Genomic DNA, 17,794 nt, shown 5'->3' with positions numbered 1-17,794 from the left:
TTGGAGCACTTTCCAACAACAGCAGAAAAATTTCAATCTATTTCATCAAGGCTACATTATAAATCTCGTACCAGTCTTCGTGGTTCAATTTGATTTCGGTAGCGCTCACAGCATTACGAATACGTTGTTCGGACAATGAACCAATAATTGGTAAAGTTCCCAATTGAATCAACCAAGCTACGGCAGTTTGTTCGATATTTGCATCATATTTTTGTCCAACTTCTGCTAATTTCTCTTTCAATATAGCCGATTTGAAATCTGTCCCATCAAGGATTTTTCCACCTGCCAATGGTGCCCAAGCCAATGGTTTACTAAAACGTTGTTTGATAAAGTCCAAACGCCCATCTTCAATGGCTGAAGTATTTACCAAGTTTAGCTCGATATGATTGGTAACGATTGGTTTACGTAAGTATGATTCCAATAGTTGGTGCTGGAATACCGAAAAGTTACTTACACCAATATGTTTGATTTTGCCAATGTTTACCAATTCACGAAGTGTTTGAGCTGTTTCTTCGGGATTGCTAATCATATCTAATTGATTCAACAAAAAGATATCCAAGTAATCAGTACCAAGGCGTTTTAAAGAGTTATCTACGCTTTCTAAAATGTATTTTTCTGAGTTGTCAGAATACGTATATCCTTTGTTTGATTTACGAACGCCACACTTGCTGAACAGAACAATATCTTCTCTTTTGACTCCTTTATTTTTGATTAATTTACCAAAATATTCTTCGATAGAACAATTACCATAAATGTCAGCGTGGTCAAAAGTATTTACTCCTAATTCAAGGCAAAGGTTTACGATTTTTTCCATCTGGTTAATGGTCTGATCACCATTGTTAGTCCATCTCCAAAATCCATAAACCGCTTCTGAAACTTTAGGACCCGAATCACTCAAATATACTTTGTTCATAAAACAGGGGGTTAAAACACTTAAGTACTTGTTGGTTTTTCAACCGTTTGTTGGTTAAGATAAAATCAAGTTGAAGGAGAAACTCCAGAAATTATTTTCTGCTGTTTTTTCAATTTGCTTTTTTGACAAAGATTGAAAAAAACTCCATAACCCAAAAATCTTGTGTCGAGAATTTATTGAAATAATAAAATATGCTACATATTTTACCATAAATGATGCCTCATGTTCGAGACTAAATTCGTGTTGACATACCTTTAGACGTCACGCATTGCGTCTCTCTAAATCTATCAATCACCATTCACTCAATTTGTTTAGAACCAGTCACCAACATTTACACCAGATTCTATTTGTTTTTGTAGTGATTCTGGAAGTTTAGCAAAAAAATCTATGCCTGTCTTCTTTTCGATACTATCGATACTTACGGCAAAAGAACGCACAGTTTCGTAAGAAGCTTGATTAGGCATCAAAAAAGCGATAGCCTGTTTGTCTCTTGGGTCATACACAATTTTGTAATAATATTCGGGTACCGCTATTTGATTGCGTTTTCCGATGAATTCCAATCCTTGGCGTAAAATAGGACCTGTTACAACAATCAAATCACCTCTGTCTTGCGCCCATTTTCTGACTCTACTTTCCAAATCACTCCAAATACCTCTGTTAAAATCGGGAGCTTGAGGACTCATATTGGACATATAAAAAGTCTCATTTTGTAATTCATGATCATATTTAAAATCGCCCGCTGGACAAAGATGACCTCTATCATACCCTGATCGTGAGTAATCCTGAGTTACCGCCGAACCTGTCGATACTTCGGGGTCGGCTATGAATTCATTCGAACGTGGTTCATTGCCTTTAGCGGCTTCTGATTTTAATAAATGCAAGACCCAAGAGGCTTGTTCATAATCCTCCTGATAGCTCAACATATAGCCTGTATGGCGTACAATTTCATTGTCTTTGGAAGAGTAAGGTTTGTATTTTTCAAGGTCTTTGAAAACAACATTCGAGGAGATATTATCTTTAAAAACCTCCTCCTTAATATTGGGTAGCGTTTTGGTGCCTTCCTCTACTGCATCTTTCAAAATATCTACAATAGAGTGATCTTTCTTAGAAGAACTTTTGGAATCACTCGCTTCATTATCATTTTCTTTGGTATCGCTAGCTACATTGTCTTCGCGTCCTTCACGAGTCCAAGGTTCTTTTTTCTTTTCATTTTTACCGTTAAAAATGTTAGAAACATCGTGTTTAAACTGCTGAAAAGGATGAGGTTGCCCCCAATAATAAAGAATAACTCCTAATACAATGAGGAAAAATAGAAACTTAATTTTACTGGTTTTCATAATACAATTCTGTTGGGCTTTTCTAGACCCATTCTGGTATGAATATCTTAGAGTTGGGTAATATCGGAAAAAGCAGTTTTTGAAAGTAATTTCAGAATAGACTTTTTTGATTAAGCTAAAAGACTACAATTTTACTAATTTCGTACTAATAAACGTAAGAGTTTGAGGCTTTTTGACTAAAAAAACGAGAAATAAACTCGGACAGTATCGAAATTGAAAAGTCTTAGATAAAAAAAACAAATGAGTCGAAAAAAAATAGTCATAATAGGAGGAGGAGCCGCAGGATTTTTTGGTGCTATCAGAGCTGCCGAGAAAAACCCCAATGCTGAAGTTTTGTTATTGGAAAAAAATAGAACTGTTCTCAACAAGGTTCGTATTTCGGGTGGAGGGCGCTGCAATGTAACGCATGCTTGCTTTGATGACAAAAAGCTCGCAAAATTCTATCCAAGAGGCGGAAGCTTTTTGAAGCCACTTTTCAAAGTTTTTAACCCACAAAGCACAATCGATTGGTTTCAACAAAAAGGTGTTGCCTTAAAAATTGAATCAGATGGACGTATGTTTCCTACTACAGATAGTTCAGAAACAATTGCACTATGTTTAGAAAATGAGGCTATTCGAAAAGGAGTTCAAGTAAAAACCTCGACGGGGGTATCCAAAATCCGCCCAAAAGAAGAAAGTGGATTTATTCTTGATTTACTAGATGGTTCTAGCCTTGAAGCCGAAGCCGTGTTGGTAACTACAGGAGGAAACCCGAATGTAGAGGGTTATCGTTGGCTAGCAGATTTGGGTTTGAATATTCTTGCGCCGTTACCATCATTATTTACGTTTAACACACCAGAGGGAGTTTTTAAAGACCTTTCGGGCGTGAGTGTACCCAATGCCAATGTCAAAATTGCAGGGAGAAAACTCAAACAGGATGGTCCTTTATTAGTAACCCACTGGGGATTTTCGGGACCCGCTATCTTAAAATTATCGGCATGGGGTGCCAAAGAATTGGCTGAAGTAGAGTACAAATTCTCTACATTAATCAATTGGTGTGGCGAAACAACTGAAAATGAGGTACGTGAGCAATGGATTTCTCAAAAAAAGCTACATCCCAAAAAAGTAATTCAGTCAAATCAATTATTGGGTGTTCCGTCTCGATTATGGAAACGCCTTTGTGAATTGGCCGAAATAGATGAGCAACTGCGTTGGATTGATGTTTCGAACAAACAACTCAATAAGCTTACCGAGAACCTGATAAATTGTAATCAAGCTGTTTCTGGAAAAACTACTTTTAAAGAAGAGTTTGTAACTTGTGGTGGTATAGATTTGAGCGAAATCGATCCCAATACGATGGAGTCTAAAAAAATCAAAGGATTGTTTTTTGCAGGAGAGGTATTAGATATTGATGCCATAACTGGAGGATTTAATTTTCAGGCGGCTTGGACAACAAGTTATATTGCAGGATCTAATATTTTGCTTTGAGAAAATACAAATTCTATATTTTAGGTGTTCTTGTGGGCTTTTACCAATTTTTCAAAAACTTTAGACAACATGTTAGTAGAACAAGTTCATGAAGCAACTGCGCATATACAAGCTCAATTGCCTGATTTTATACCTGAATTTGGCATTGTATTAGGAACAGGTTTGGGTGCACTGGTAGATGAAATTGTTATTGAAAAGGTTTTATCCTACGAAACAATTCCTCACTTTCCTATATCGACTGTTGAAACACATACGGGGAAATTAATTTTGGGCACACTGTCTGGTAAGAAAGTTGTTTGCATGCAAGGGCGTTTTCATTATTATGAAGGTTATACTATGCAACAAGTGACGTTTCCTATTAGAGTAATGAAATATTTGGGTATCAACAAACTCATCGTTTCGAATGCTTCTGGGGCATTGAATCCCGATTTTAAAGTTAGTGATTTGATGATTATTCATGATCATATAAGTCTTTTTATGCCCGAAAACCCACTAACAGGAAAGCATTATGAGGAGTTTGGTGATAGGTTTCCAGATATGTGTGACCTATATGATTTGAAATTAATAACATTAGCTGAACATGTAGCATCTGAACTAGGAATAGCGTTGCAAAAAGGCATATATGTTAATGCTCCTGGTCCACAACTTGAAACTCGTGCCGAATATCGTTTACTAAGAATGGTGGGTGCTGATGCTGTAGGCATGTCAACAGTTCCAGAAATCATTGTAGCACATCAAATGGGTATTCGTTGCTTTGGCATATCGGTAATAACCGATATGGGTATTCCTGAAACTTTACAAGTTGCTAGTTTAGAGAAAATTATAGCTGCGGCTAACAAAGCAGAGCCCTTAATGACTGAGATAATTAAAGGGGTTGTTGAGAGAGCATAAATGAAGTATGAAACATCAATATGGGGCATTCTACCAAATTTAGTGTTTGAGTGATTTAGCGATTACTTTAGTATGAATTTCTCTCGTAGAGAAGAAATGTTTGGTGTCTAAAAAAGTATGCGTTGGCATATAAAATCAAAAAATCGGTCGGAAAATATTTTCCGACCGATTTTTTGATTTTATATGTTAGATTTTATTCCGTTTAAGACGCAATCATTGAGTCTCAACTGCCAGTATACAAATTTTAAATTAATCACTAAATTAGGAAGGACTCATATCTATTAACGATGTCTACCACCGCCGCCAAAACTTCTACCTCCTCCTGAAAAACCTCCTGAGCGGAATCCTCCTCCGTAATTTCCGCCATAGCTAGGACGACTACCTCCGTTGAAACTACTACCTCTTGAAGCAGTGAAATGGTTGTTCATTGTACCACTAAAGGTATTTCCTCGATAATAATTAGGTCTGCTAGCTACTACATTACGGTAATAATTTCCGTAATGACGATACAAATTTGGATAATTCATATAGTAACCGCCATTAAAGAACCAGTTTGAGAATCCGTATGCTGGAAACATGCCTAAACCCCAGCCTCCAAAACCATAGCTCATCCCAAAACTACCCCAATATGCTCCAGGGTACCACAAAGCTGAGCCATACCAATATGGATAACCAAACCAATATGAGTATGGATTTGCATACCCGTAACCATATCCATTACCATAAGCGATTTGACCATTGGGTAGGATATATCCATTGCTTTTGGCAAAATCCTTAGCCGCTTGGTTCAACTCTTGTTTGGCTTGTGGATTTTTATCCAATTCACGTTTATAGGCAGCCAATTGTGCTTGGTTTTGAACGACTAAACTATCATGTTGTGCAGCCAACTCAGTTTTTAAACCGCTTTGATCCGAAATATACTTTTTACCTAATTGTTGCGTAATGTCCAAATTGTCATTCAAGAATAACATTACATCTGGATATTTTGCCAATGTGGTAAAAGCACTTTGCGCTGTGGCATCAAGTGGCTGAATGGTTTTTTTGAACCCATCCTCTGCTTGTTGGTACAGTTGATCTACTTTATCTAAATCATCTTCGTGATGACGATATAGTTTCCATGCAGCAGTTGCCAAATTTTCATCTTTGTTGGGGAACATTGCTTCAATCTCATCACGACTTTTACCGCTTGGAGTGGTAGCCAAGGTGTGTAACAAATCTGGGTAACGAGTTAGCTCGTAAAACCAACCTTGTTTCTTCTGACTAAAATCTTTAATAACGTTTTGAAATGAGTTTTGAGCCTGACTGCGCAAATTTTGAATCGTTGCCAACGCCACAGGATATTGACTAGTAGTCAATATGGACTCACGAACATCTGCATCGTACGACGCAATACTTTGTTGCATCCCTTTGAGGGTTTCAATCTGATTAGCTTGTCCAAATATTTGACTTTGGAACAATGTCATAATCAATGCTATAAAAGCAACAACTGTGTGACGGAAGCTAATTCCTTCCAATGCTTCCATTCCTCCGAAAAGCTTGTTAGTTTTCATGGCTTTAAATACTATAATGATTAGAAAACGAATAGATAATACTGTGGAAACCGAAAAATCAGTATCCAAAAGGCTATTGTAACTAAAAATGAGGTTACAATGTATTAAAACAAGCAATTAGAAAGGTAGATATTTCCACTCATGGAATAGCACGTAGAGGTGATTGATGTGATAAGGAAAAGTGTTGCCAGTAGATTGATATATTACCAAATTTTCAGGTAATACAAAGGCATCAAAAAAAGCACTAAAATCTGGAAGAAAACCAACAACAGGTACAAGGTCTTGAGTATGTTCTGGTTCTGTTTCGTTGTCATCTGCCAAAACAAATGATGGAGTTGTGTTTTTTACTACTCCATTTACACCAGAAATACTTGAAGCCGCAACAAACTCTTTTCTTCCTGAGTTGACGAATGAAGTAGATTTCATTCCCCAAGCCAAGCATCCATAACCTAAGATTAGGATGAAGAAAAGCAATATGTGTTTTTTGCAGTTCATGACTTTCGTTGTGATTTTACTATTAAACGCTCCGCGAAGGAGTTTGTTATATTTCTTAGAATGTTTGAAAATGGAAAGGTTTAATTGGATTTCGAATTTGGGATATTAGATTTCAGATTTTTTTAATTCGAATTAGATAAACTTTGGATAATCAAAAAAATAAATTGACCATTTCTCGCAAAAAACCAAAATCAGCTATCCCAAATCCGAAAGGGTTTACCATTCTTCCCTCTCATCCAAAAACATTTGATAGGCTCCTTTTAGTTCTTTTAAAGCCTTTTCATTTTGGAGATTTGCTGTAATCTCAATGCCTTTTTGGTAAGTCTGTTCTGCCAAATCAAATTCTTCTAAAGTAGTGTAAAGCGCTGCGGCATGATAATAGGTTGCCCAATAATTTGGGTGCTTTGCTAATAATTCTTCAAATAATTGTCGTGCTGCTTGCAGGTCAAACTTTAATAACTCAGTTGCCAACGCATACGCATTAAAGGGGTCGTTGGGCTCTTCTTCATAAAATTTACGCAATTGTTCAAGGCGAAATTGGTTCATCTTGCTTTAAATAAAAGGGTTTGTAAAAAACTTTGAAAAAATTATTATGCTTGCATACTATTTTTAAAACTTTTCGTTAATATTGCATCAGAATGTTGTTCGAAAAGTTAAAAATATCCTCGGTATAGTTAAATATTAAAGCTGTACGATTAATCTACTGTAAACATAATATTTTAATTGTTATGAAAATCTTAGTATGTATTACCAATGTCCCTGATACCACCGCTAAAATTTCTTTTATCGATGGTGATACCAAGTTTAACAAAACGGGCGTACAATATATTTGCGGACCTTACGACGATTATGCCTTGTCTCGTGCAGTCGAACTCAAAGAACAGCACGGCGGTACCGTAACAGTTTTGAACGTGGGTGAGGCTGAGTCTGAACAAGTAATCCGTAAATGTTTGGCAATTGGTGCCGACGATGCTATTCGTGTGAACACCGAACCGACTGATTCGTATTTTGTTGCAGAACAAATTGCACATATTGCTTCTCAAGAAAATTACGACTTGATTTTGATGGGTCGTGAATCTATTGATTTCAATAGTGGTGTGGTGCATGGTTTAGTAGGAGAGATGTTGGGAATACCATCGCTTTCGCCAGTCATGAAATTGGAAATTGATGGGGGTGTTGCTAAAATGACTCGTGAAATTGAAGGTGGAAAAGAAGATGTTGAAGCTTCATTGCCATTGGTATTAGGTTGCCAAGAGCCAATTGCTGAGTGGAAAATCCCGAATATGCGTGGCATTATGTCGGCTAGAACAAAACCTCTAAAAGTTGTAGAGCCAGTAGGTTCAGGATTGACTATTACTGAGAAATATGCGCTTCCTGCACCAAAAGGTGCCGTAAAAATGATTCCTGCAGAAGAGGCAGAAAAATTAATTGATTTGTTGAAAAACGAAGCTAAGGTTTTGTAAGATTCTCAATCAAGTTTTTATTCAAAGCATTTAACCGTGTTATCTAAAGGTGTTATAAAGCAGTTGGTTATTTAGAAAAATGAAAAAGACTAATAACAAATCAACGATTAACAGATAACAGTTTTTACTGATTAGCACACAAACGATATTATTATGAGCGTTTTAGTTTTTGCCGAATTAGATAACGGCTTAATCAAAAAATCATCATTAGAAGCAATATATTATGGCTCAGAAGTTGCCAAAGCAAAAGGTAGTTCAGTGACAGTTCTTGCCATTGGCGAGTCTAGCAATGAAGCTTTAGCTATCGCTGGTAAGTACGGAGCAACCAAAGTATTGTGGGCATCTGATGCTCGTTTAAATATTGCTTCGATTCAGGCATATTCAAGTGTATTAGCGGAGGCTGTAAATGCGACGTCAGCAGAGTTCGTTATTTTGTCGAAATCTTCATTAGGCGATGCCGTATCAGCACGAGTGTCTGCCAAGTTAAAAGCTTCTATTGTGTCAAACGTCGTTGACTTACCAGATTTTTCTAGTGGTGTCACTGTGAAAAGAAGTATCTATACGGGTAAAGCCTTTGCGACTGTGGCATTGACATCTGACAAAAAGGTGATTGCTATTAAGAAAAATGCGGTAAATGTAGTTGAGGGCGATGGTAGTGCATCTGTCGAAAATTTTGCACCAGCCTTGAACGATGCTGATTTTGCCGTAAAGGTGACAGGTACACATAAAGCATCTGGACAGGTATCCTTACCAGAAGCAGACTTAGTAGTATCGGCAGGTCGTGGATTGAAAGGTCCAGAAAATTGGGGAATTGTGGAAGACCTAGCCAATGCACTCGGAGCAGCAACAGCTTGTTCAAAACCCGTTTCTGATTTGGACTGGCGCCCTCACCATGAGCACGTTGGTCAAACAGGTATTAAAGTTTCTCCTAATTTATATATTGCTTGCGGGATTTCAGGAGCCATTCAACATTTGGCGGGTGTCAACTCGTCTAAAGTGATTGTGGTGATTAACAAAGATCCAGAAGCTCCTTTCTTCAAGGCGGCTGATTATGGGATTATAGGCGACGTTTTTGATGTATTACCTCGTTTGACAAAAGCTATTCAAGCATCGAAGTAATTGTTGATTTTACTTTAATTAAAATTTTTATAACAAGACATAGTAAGTAAACCGAAATTTCTTGCCGTTGCGAATCAGACCTATTCTCGTAAAGAGATAGGTCTTTTTTGTTGATTATCAGAACGAAATACAATTGACCATACAGATATTTCTAAAACTAGGCATATCCTTACTTTTAATTTAGTAAAACAAACAGGAAGAAAACTTTTTTAAAATTAATGAGGTTTATATCTTTGTTATCATCATAAATCCTACTAGTTATGACAAATTGGCATAGTGAGACTGTTTGGCAAGGTTGTAGACAATGTTGGTAGGAATTCAACCGTTTATTCATTATAAGCTCTTACAAAGTGGAGAAAATAAGACTAGAAATATTGGGATTGTCGCCAAGTTCATCACAGACAGGCTCTTTTGCGCTTGTTTTGGGAGAGGAGCACGGACCTCGTCGTTTACCTATTATTATCGGAACTTTTGAGGCTCAGGCAATAGCCATTGAAATTGAAAAAATTGAACCTAACCGCCCAATGACGCATGATTTGTTTAAAACATTTGCTAAGTCATTTGGTTATTCAGTTACCGAAATTACCATTACAGATATAAGAGAAGGCGTATTTTTTGCTAAAATACAATGTTCTGATGGCTTAAGAGATGTCGCAATAGACGCTCGCCCTTCTGATGCAATTGCGATTGGCTTACGCTTTAATGTGCCAATTTATACAACCGAACACGTATTGTCTGAAGCTGGTATTTCTGTAAATGAAACTTCACAGCATGATGATGATGACGAGGCTATCGAGTCGTCAAATCCTAAAAAATCATTTGGCGAAATGCTCAGAGATAATCCTGTAGAAGTACTCAACAAAATGCTTGAGGAAGCTATCGAAAGTGAGGATTATGAAAGGGCAGCTAAAATCAGAGACGAAATCGAACGTAGAAATTAATTCAACTGATAAAAAAAGCCGTTTGAGTTTATCAGACGGCTTTTTTGTTAAAAAGCGTTAAATGTATATTATTGCAATGAAAAACAAGTAAATTTGTTTCAGTAACAATTGAACCTACGAATTACTTGTGCAGCATTGAAGATTACGCTCCAAATCGCACTGTAAAATCATGCCAAAAGTTAAAAAACTAGGAAATACCCCTAACCTGATGGTAGTTGTGAGTTTAACAATTGCCCTGTTCTTGATTGGTCTTTGTGGACTTTTGACGCTTAATGCCCGTAAACTAGCGGAAGTGGTTCGACAAAATGTAGAAGTGCAGGCATATCTAGACAACGAATTGTCTAATACCAAATTGGATTCTATCTACAAGCAAATAGCAAAATATCCTTTTGTTCTTTACAAGGATAACTCTGCTCAGATTAATTTTATCTCAAAAGATGCGGCCGCAAAACAGTTTATAGATGACTCGGGTGAGGATTTTCATAAGTTATTAGGCAAAAATAACAATCCTTTGTTGAATTCTTATTCAATCAAAATCAAGGAAGAATATTTCAGTGAAAGTAGATTGAAGGAAATTAAAAAGTCTTTAGAGCGTATTCAAGGAATCAAAGAAGTAGGTTATGTAGAAAACTTTGTTGACGAAGTCAACAAAAATATTTCTAAGATATATCTCATTTTGTCGGGTTTTGTATTGTTGTTATTGGTAATCATTATTATGCTTGTCAATAATACTATCAAACTTGCGCTATATTCACAACGTTTTCTGATTCGCAGTATGCAGCTTGTGGGAGCTACTGACTCATTTATTCGTAAACCATTTGTGTCAAAAGGTGCATTACAAGGTCTGATTAGTGGTTTTATCGCAAGTACTTTGTTGATTGTAACACAACAATTGGCGGTTAATAAAGTAGATGGGTTAGTGATTTTACAAGAAATAGATAAGATGGTTTTATTGATTCTTATCATTTTGATGATAGGTGTACTGGTGGGAGTAACAAGTACTTTCCGTTCAGTTGATAAATATCTTAAATTGTCTTTAGACGACCTTTATTAAGTATTAATGCAAAATAAAATTGAATTAATACGCTTTAAGCTGTAAGCCGTAGGCATTAGGCAAAAAAGTCTCTATTACTTCGTGAGAAATACTATTTAACTTTTAGCCTACCACATAAAGCCTAGAGCTTAAAGCGGGTAAAATTCATTTTAATTTTGCCTACTTACTTAAGTTAGTAGGCAAAATAAAATTTAAGATTGGGCTTTGGGCTTTCAGGTAACGGCTTTGGGCGGTGGGCTTTGGAAAAAGCATGGCTGTGGTTATTAAAAAACATTTTAACACTCTTTGCCTTGTGCCTGTTGCCTAGTGCCTAAACACATAACTTAAATCTTATTCTGCACGATTACTTAAGTAATTATGCAAAATAAGATTTAATAAATTGATGAGATAAAACATTAGTAATCATAAAATTACACTCAAAACTCATTACTCACAATTCAGCACTCATACTTAAGTGGGAGCAGAGTACCTTCTATACAAAGGAATAAATTATAAAAATGAACTTCGAAGCCATTATGGCTTTAATATCAATAAAATTCGAAAATTATGTCAAATTCATCAAAATTGCCATTTGGAAAAGCCAACTATACATTGATGTTGTTGGGTATTGTTGTTATTCTTGCAGGATTCTTTATTATGAGCTTGGATAAAGAAGAATTCGGCTTTGGTTTCTTAGGATTGACCCTTGGACCCTTGGTAGTATTGGCAGGATTTACAATCGAATTTTTTGCTATTTTGAAAAAATCTTAGACAAATAAAAACCTTCTAATATTCAATCATACGAATATTTACCGTTAAAAAACAAAAAGAGGAATTCTGGATATGAAAACAGGTTCTTCTTTTTGTTTTTTGTATTTTTGAGCCATTAATATTTCCTACTTAAAAGATACTTAAACATTATATGTCTATCATTCAATCTATTATTCTAGCCATCATCGAAGGACTTACCGAATTTTTACCTATTTCATCTACTGGACACATGGTTTTAACCAGCTCGATTCTTGGAATTGAGAATGATAAGTTTACTAAACTTTTTGAGATATGTATTCAACTAGGAGCTATCTTGGCAGTTGTTGCCCTGTATTGGAAAAAGTTTTTTGATTTTTCAAAATGGCAATTCTATGTAAAATTGATGTTGGCGGTAGTCCCTGCTTTAATTTTTGGCAAATTATTCGATGATTTAATTGATGAACATTTAGGTAATCCAGCATTTATCGCAACGGTTTTATTACTCGGAGGTATCATTTTGTTATTTGTCGATAATTGGTTTAAGAAACCTATTTTTGACGAAGAAGCTGATATTACCAATATTACTGCTATCAAAATCGGAGCATATCAATGTTTAGCTATTATGTTTCCTGGATTGAGTCGTAGTGCTGCCACGATTATTGGTGGTATGCAGCAAAAATTGACTCGTAGCTTAGCGGCTGAATTTTCTTTCTTTTTGGCGGTTCCTACAATGGCAGCGGCTACTGGTTACAAGCTTTTGATGTTTATCAAAGAAGAAGGAGCTATTACTTCAGAGCAGGTAAAATTGTTAGCGGTAGGAAACATTGTTGCTTTTTTTGTGGCGGTATTAGCTATTAAGTTTTTCATCAGTATTTTGAATAAATACGGCTTTAAATATTTCGGTATTTACCGTATTATCGTAGGCTTAACCATTTTAGGATTATTAGCAACAGGACACACGCTTAGCGTAGTCTAGGAGCAATGATGTGAAAAATCAAAATTCTGGAGTTATTTTTGTCATAAAAGTGTTTCCCTTCATAATGATGGCTACTCCATTCTTCACTAGAAAGAGAAGTAAACACTTGATATAATAAAATAGAGGTAAGTTTTTAAACAAACTATACCTTCTCCAAGAAATATAATTTTTATGAATGAAAATCAACAAAATCAGCCTGTGCAAGATCCTGGAGAGGTGTTGCTGATTGATAAGCCTCTTACTTGGACTTCTTTTGATGTAGTCAAAAAATTGAAGTATGCAGGTAATTTTAAAAAAATAGGTCATGCTGGTACTTTGGATCCATTGGCAACAGGTTTGCTGATTCTTTGTACGGGTAAAATGACGAAACAAATCGATAGTTTTCAAGCACAAGAAAAGGAATATTCTGGAACATTGGTTTTAGGAAAAACTACCCCTTCGATAGATTTAGAAACTGAATTTGACGGTGAATTTCCGACCGAACATATTACTGATGAAATCATGCAAAATGCCTTGGCGCAATTGACAGGTCCAATTTTGCAAATTCCACCGATTTATTCGGCGATTTCTGTTGGTGGAAAACGTTTGTACGAATTGGCAAGAAAAGGAAAAACAGAAGATGATATCGAAATAAAATCGAGAGAAGTCGAAGTGAAGAAATTTGACATTGATACTTCAGAGTTCCCGACGATTCACTTCCGAATTGTATGTTCAAAAGGCACTTACATTCGCAGTTTGGTACGTGATTTTGGGCTAGCTTGTCAGTCTGGAGCTTATATGAGTGCTCTTCGTCGTGAACGTATCGGGGAATTTGAGGTGACGAATGCTTTAACTATTGAAGAATTTGTAAAGCAAAGAGCGGTTGCTCCTGTAAAATAGTATAACATTGGATTTGTGGTGTGACTGTGTCGTACCACATTTTTTTTCGACTAAATTTGTGATATGAAGGTATATTACGGAATTCAAGAATTTCAAAAACTAGAAAATGCAGTTGTTACCAGTGGCACTTTTGATGGCGTACATCTGGGACACCAAAAGATATTAAAAAGGCTAGCAGAAGTAGCGCAACAAACAGGAGGGGAGAGCGTAGTTATTACCTTTTACCCACATCCTCGCACGGTGGTGTCGGCCGATAATCAGGAAGTAAAACTCCTTTCTACTTTGGATGAAAAAATAGAATTGTTGACTCAAAATGGCGTCCAACATCTATTAGTCATTCCGTTTACTAGAGAGTTCTCGGAGTTAACGTCCGAAGAGTTTATCCAAAAAGTAATCATTCATACTATTGGTACTAAAACCTTGGTGATTGGTTATGACCATCGCTTTGGGAAAAACCGTGAGGGAGGATTTGATTATCTTGTACAAAATGCCAGTCGTTATGGCTTTGGCGTTGAAGAAATTTTACGTCAGGATATAGACCACGTAGCGGTGAGTTCTTCTAAGATTCGTAAGGCAATCCAAGATGGAGATATGACTCAGGCGCAGCATTTTTTGGGGCGTAACTATGACCTAAATGGCTTGGTGGTAAAAGGCAAACAGATAGGACGTACCATTGGCTTTCCGACAGCCAATATCCAAGTGCGTGAACAAACTAAATTGGTTCCTCAAGATGGTGTTTATGCGGTTTGGGTGTATTATAATGCAGAGAAATTGAGAGGAATGCTAAACATTGGCAACCGCCCAACTGTAGATGGTACTTACAAAACGATTGAAGTTAATATCTTGGATTTCGACAAAGAGATTTATGGGGAGAACCTCAAAGTAGAGTTTGTCCAAAAAGTGAGAGCAGAACAAAAATTCAACGGATTAGATGCCTTGAAGGCGCAAATTGCTCAAGATAAACTGACCGTTTCTGATATTTTGCAATAATGAACTATAAGTAATCGTGCAGAATAAGATTTAGGTTATGTGTCTAGGCACTAGGCAACAGGCACAAGGCAAAGAGTGTTAAAATGTTTTTTAATAACCACAGCCATGCTCTTTTCCAAAGCCCACCGCCGAAAGCCGTTACCTGAAAGCCCAATCTTAAATTTTATTTTGCCTACTAACTTAAGTATGAGTGCTGAATTGTGAGTGATGAGTTTTGAGTGTAATTTTATGATTACTAATATCTTATCCCATCAATTTCTTAAATTTAATTTTGCACGATTACTTAAGTAATCGTGCAGAATAAGATTTAGGTTATGTGTTTAGGCACTAGGCAACAGGCACAAGGCAAAGAGTGTTAAAATGTTTTTTATTACCCACAGCCATGCTTTTTTCCAAAACCCACCTCCGAAAGCCGTTACCTGAAAGCCCCAAGCATAATCTTAAATTTAATTTTGCCCATTAACTTATATTCAATTAGCTGATAACTAGAGGTGTCAGCTAATTGAATATAAGTTAGAAAACGATATTAAGTAATCTTATATTCGTTATTTGAAGGCACTTAAAATCAGATGCAGCAAGAAATGCTACCGATATACTATTAATGTAATTTTTATGCTAAAGCCTATACTGTCCTTTAATCAAAATTTGAGCAATGCCTGATATTTTATTAATAGATGCGATATTACCTGTTCAAAAATTTGAGGGAAAAGGAGGCTGGACATACGTGGCTTTACCTACTATTGCCCCAAACCCACAAAATCCATTTGGTTGGATACAAGTAAAAGGTTCTATCGATTCTTATCAATTGTCACGCTATAAATTAATGCCCATGGGCAATGGACATTTGTTTTTACCCCTTAAATCTGAGCTTCGTAAGCAGATTAAAAAACAGGCTGGAGATACAGTACATATTCAACTCTTTTTGGACGAAAGTGCACTTCCTATTCCAATTGCATTTGCCGAATGTTTGGCGCTAGATTCATTTGCCGAAAAAGCATTTAATAAACTAAAAGAAAGTCAGCAAGAAGCATTTGTAAAATGGATTATCTCCGCAAAAAATGAAGATATTCAGGTGGAAAGAATGGCTCAAACACTCAAAGATTTGACTAATGGTTTAACCAAACCTTCACGATAACAATAAGATTTTCCTCTTTCTTTTCTCTATACAGTCTACACTTTTTCCCTTCAAAAAATTTCAACCAACCAATATTTATTGTATTATTCAAAGAATATTCAGTATAAACAGGATGGGGCATGATGGTTCGTTTTGATACAATAGGTTATTTTACAATAAATAATTTGTAAAGTGCAAAGTATAAACAATTGATTTAAAGCGTTTTTGCTTGGCAAAACTTACTTTACAAACCTATGTTAACCGAAAATAAAGGACGTTGCCGAAATGGAAAGTCAAGAAAACAATCTTAATCGAAGAGCATTTTTACAGCAAACATCATTGGCCTCAGCAGGTTTGTTTATGGCAAACTTGTCAGAAACACTTGGAAATACTACCACCAAACGCAAAGTAGCAATGGTGGGTACTGGGCACCGTGGAACAGGCATGTGGGGAACACCAGTTGTGAAAGAATTTGGCGATGTAATTGAGTTTGTTGGTTTGTGTGACATCAATCCTGGTCGTGCCGAAACAGCAAAGCAATTCTTGGGTGTAAATTGTAATGTTTACACAGATTTCGAGAAAATGATGAAGGAAACCAAGCCTGATTTGTTGATAGTAACAACAGTCGATGCCACGCACGATAAGTTTATTATTCGTGGTATGGAATTGGGTGCTGACATCATTACCGAAAAGCCAATGACTACTGACGAAGGAAAATGTCAGGCTATTTTGGATGCAGAAAAACGTACTGGGAAAAAGGTAACGGTTACTTTTAATTATCGCTATTCTCCTCATCGTCAGAAGATCTATGAACTTTTACGTGAGGGTGCTATTGGAAAAGTTACTTCTGTAGATTTTCATTGGTATTTGGATACTCGTCATGGTGCAGATTATTTCAGACGCTGGCACCGACTTCGTGAAAATTCTGGTTCATTATGGGTTCACAAAGCAAGTCATCATTTTGATTTGTTGAACTGGTGGCTAGAATCAGAGCCAGAATCCGTATATGCACAAGCGTCGCTAGAGCACTACGGTAAAAATGGTGAACAGCGTGGAACTAACTGCCGTTCGTGTGCACACAAGACATCTTGTAATTTTTATTGGGATATAACAAAAGACACCCGTTTGACCAAGCTTTATGTAGAAAACGAAAAGCATGATGGCTACTTGAGAGATGGTTGTGTGTTTAAAGAAGATATTAATATTTTCGACAAAATGGCTGCCACCATTCATTACGCTAATGGCGTGAACGTTGCCTATTCGTTAACGACATATTCACCTTATGAAGGATATAGAATAGCGTTTAACGGAACAAAAGGACGTTTGGAAGCTTGGATTAAAGAATCGGGTAAAATGACTATTGAGAATTATGATGAGTTGATGCTTTCTCGCAATTTTGGAGATATCGAATACATCAAAATCCAACAAGCTGAAGGACATGGCGGAGGAGATGCACGCTTGAGAGATAAGATTTTCCGTAATCCTAATGCCAAAGACACATACCGTCAGGCAGCAGGAAGCCGTGATGGAGCTATGGCTATCTTGGTTGGGATTGCAGCAAGAAAAAGCTCAGACTCTGGACAACCTGTAAAAATTGCATCATTGACCGATTTAAAACCATTGGCAGTGAAATCGTAAGAAATGCTATCGAGATGCCTAAAAGCACTTGATTAAAATGCTTTAGGCTGTAAGCCGTAGGCATTAGGCAAAAAGCATAAATTATTTTGTGAGAAATACTTTTCAACTTACAGCCTATAGCATAAAGCCTAGAGCTTAATTCGGATAAAATTGTATTAAAATGCTTTAGGCTGTAAGCCGTAGGCATTAGGCAAAAAAGATTCAATTATTTCGTGAGAAATACTTTTCAACTTACAGC

General features: G+C 36.5%; 17 protein-coding genes. 12 read left to right on the top strand and 5 right to left on the bottom strand.

The genetic code is table 11. The features are described 5' to 3' along the window. Nucleotides 1-37 precede the first annotated feature (37 nt). Together QM491_RS00585 and QM491_RS00580 are read right to left on the bottom strand one after the other, a co-directional pair. Entirely contained in the window at nucleotides 38-913 is an 876-nt protein-coding gene (locus tag QM491_RS00585; protein ID WP_283325317.1) for an aldo/keto reductase, read from the bottom strand. Nucleotides 914-1,224: 311 nt separating this feature from the next. Further along, nucleotides 1,225-2,250 (bottom strand): DNA/RNA non-specific endonuclease, encoded by a 1,026-nt coding sequence (locus QM491_RS00580; RefSeq protein WP_283325316.1) that lies wholly within the window; start codon nucleotides 2,248-2,250, stop codon nucleotides 1,225-1,227. Between the two features lie 240 nt (nucleotides 2,251-2,490). Between QM491_RS00580 and QM491_RS00575 the strand changes: the two genes are divergently transcribed. After that, on the top strand, nucleotides 2,491-3,717 hold the full coding sequence (locus QM491_RS00575; protein WP_283325315.1) for a BaiN/RdsA family NAD(P)/FAD-dependent oxidoreductase: 1,227 nt from the start codon (nucleotides 2,491-2,493) through the stop codon (nucleotides 3,715-3,717). Nucleotides 3,718-3,786: 69 nt separating this feature from the next. Further along, nucleotides 3,787-4,608, top strand: coding sequence for a purine-nucleoside phosphorylase (locus tag QM491_RS00570; protein WP_283325314.1), 822 nt, complete (start codon nucleotides 3,787-3,789; stop codon nucleotides 4,606-4,608). A gap of 281 nt (nucleotides 4,609-4,889) precedes the next feature. Here the strand turns inward: QM491_RS00570 and QM491_RS00565 are convergent, their stop codons facing one another. The 3 genes from QM491_RS00565 to QM491_RS00555 all read right to left on the bottom strand — a co-directional run bounded on the left by QM491_RS00565 (nucleotide 4,890) and on the right by QM491_RS00555 (nucleotide 7,199). Further along, on the bottom strand, nucleotides 4,890-6,158 hold the full coding sequence (locus QM491_RS00565) for a hypothetical protein (protein WP_283325313.1): 1,269 nt from the start codon (nucleotides 6,156-6,158) through the stop codon (nucleotides 4,890-4,892). Between the two features lie 117 nt (nucleotides 6,159-6,275). After that, nucleotides 6,276-6,653, bottom strand: coding sequence for a hypothetical protein (locus QM491_RS00560; protein ID WP_283325312.1), 378 nt, complete (start codon nucleotides 6,651-6,653; stop codon nucleotides 6,276-6,278). Nucleotides 6,654-6,869: 216 nt separating this feature from the next. Beyond that, nucleotides 6,870-7,199, bottom strand: coding sequence for a tetratricopeptide repeat protein (locus QM491_RS00555; protein WP_283325311.1), 330 nt, complete (start codon nucleotides 7,197-7,199; stop codon nucleotides 6,870-6,872). Nucleotides 7,200-7,381: 182 nt separating this feature from the next. Between QM491_RS00555 and QM491_RS00550 the strand changes: the two genes are divergently transcribed. The 10 genes from QM491_RS00550 to QM491_RS00505 all read left to right on the top strand — a co-directional run bounded on the left by QM491_RS00550 (nucleotide 7,382) and on the right by QM491_RS00505 (nucleotide 17,556). Further along, nucleotides 7,382-8,116 carry an electron transfer flavoprotein subunit beta/FixA family protein gene (locus tag QM491_RS00550; RefSeq protein WP_283325310.1) on the top strand — a complete coding sequence of 245 codons (735 nt, stop codon included), beginning with the start codon at nucleotides 7,382-7,384 and terminating at the stop codon, nucleotides 8,114-8,116. Between the two features lie 153 nt (nucleotides 8,117-8,269). Then, on the top strand, nucleotides 8,270-9,235 hold the full coding sequence (locus tag QM491_RS00545; protein ID WP_283325309.1) for an electron transfer flavoprotein subunit alpha/FixB family protein: 966 nt from the start codon (nucleotides 8,270-8,272) through the stop codon (nucleotides 9,233-9,235). Between the two features lie 350 nt (nucleotides 9,236-9,585). Continuing rightward, on the top strand, nucleotides 9,586-10,176 hold the full coding sequence (locus QM491_RS00540) for a bifunctional nuclease family protein (RefSeq protein ID WP_283325308.1): 591 nt from the start codon (nucleotides 9,586-9,588) through the stop codon (nucleotides 10,174-10,176). Nucleotides 10,177-10,345: 169 nt separating this feature from the next. Beyond that, complete coding sequence (locus QM491_RS00535) at nucleotides 10,346-11,230, top strand: cell division protein FtsX (protein ID WP_283325307.1); 885 nt, start codon at nucleotides 10,346-10,348, stop codon at nucleotides 11,228-11,230. Between the two features lie 546 nt (nucleotides 11,231-11,776). After that, nucleotides 11,777-11,980 (top strand): DUF3098 domain-containing protein, encoded by a 204-nt coding sequence (locus QM491_RS00530; RefSeq protein WP_283325306.1) that lies wholly within the window; start codon nucleotides 11,777-11,779, stop codon nucleotides 11,978-11,980. Nucleotides 11,981-12,131: 151 nt separating this feature from the next. Beyond that, entirely contained in the window at nucleotides 12,132-12,935 is an 804-nt protein-coding gene (locus QM491_RS00525; RefSeq protein ID WP_283325305.1) for an undecaprenyl-diphosphate phosphatase, read from the top strand. A gap of 171 nt (nucleotides 12,936-13,106) precedes the next feature. Beyond that, nucleotides 13,107-13,814, top strand: a complete 708-nt coding sequence (gene truB, locus QM491_RS00520; RefSeq protein ID WP_283325304.1) for a tRNA pseudouridine(55) synthase TruB — start codon at nucleotides 13,107-13,109, stop codon at nucleotides 13,812-13,814. Nucleotides 13,815-13,877: 63 nt separating this feature from the next. Beyond that, nucleotides 13,878-14,804, top strand: coding sequence for a bifunctional riboflavin kinase/FAD synthetase (locus tag QM491_RS00515; protein WP_283325303.1), 927 nt, complete (start codon nucleotides 13,878-13,880; stop codon nucleotides 14,802-14,804). Between the two features lie 652 nt (nucleotides 14,805-15,456). Then, nucleotides 15,457-15,939 (top strand): YdeI/OmpD-associated family protein, encoded by a 483-nt coding sequence (locus tag QM491_RS00510; RefSeq protein ID WP_283325302.1) that lies wholly within the window; start codon nucleotides 15,457-15,459, stop codon nucleotides 15,937-15,939. A 264-nt stretch (nucleotides 15,940-16,203) separates the two neighbouring features. Continuing rightward, on the top strand, nucleotides 16,204-17,556 hold the full coding sequence (locus QM491_RS00505) for a Gfo/Idh/MocA family protein (RefSeq protein WP_283325301.1): 1,353 nt from the start codon (nucleotides 16,204-16,206) through the stop codon (nucleotides 17,554-17,556). The last annotated feature ends 238 nt before the right edge of the window (nucleotides 17,557-17,794 follow it).

It is taken from the genome of Flectobacillus longus (genome assembly GCF_030056705.1).
In the GTDB taxonomy this organism is placed as follows: Bacteria; Bacteroidota; Bacteroidia; order Cytophagales; family Spirosomataceae; genus Flectobacillus; species Flectobacillus longus.
Note: the sequence above shows the minus strand (reverse complement) of the source record. Positions and strands in the feature narration are given on the sequence as shown.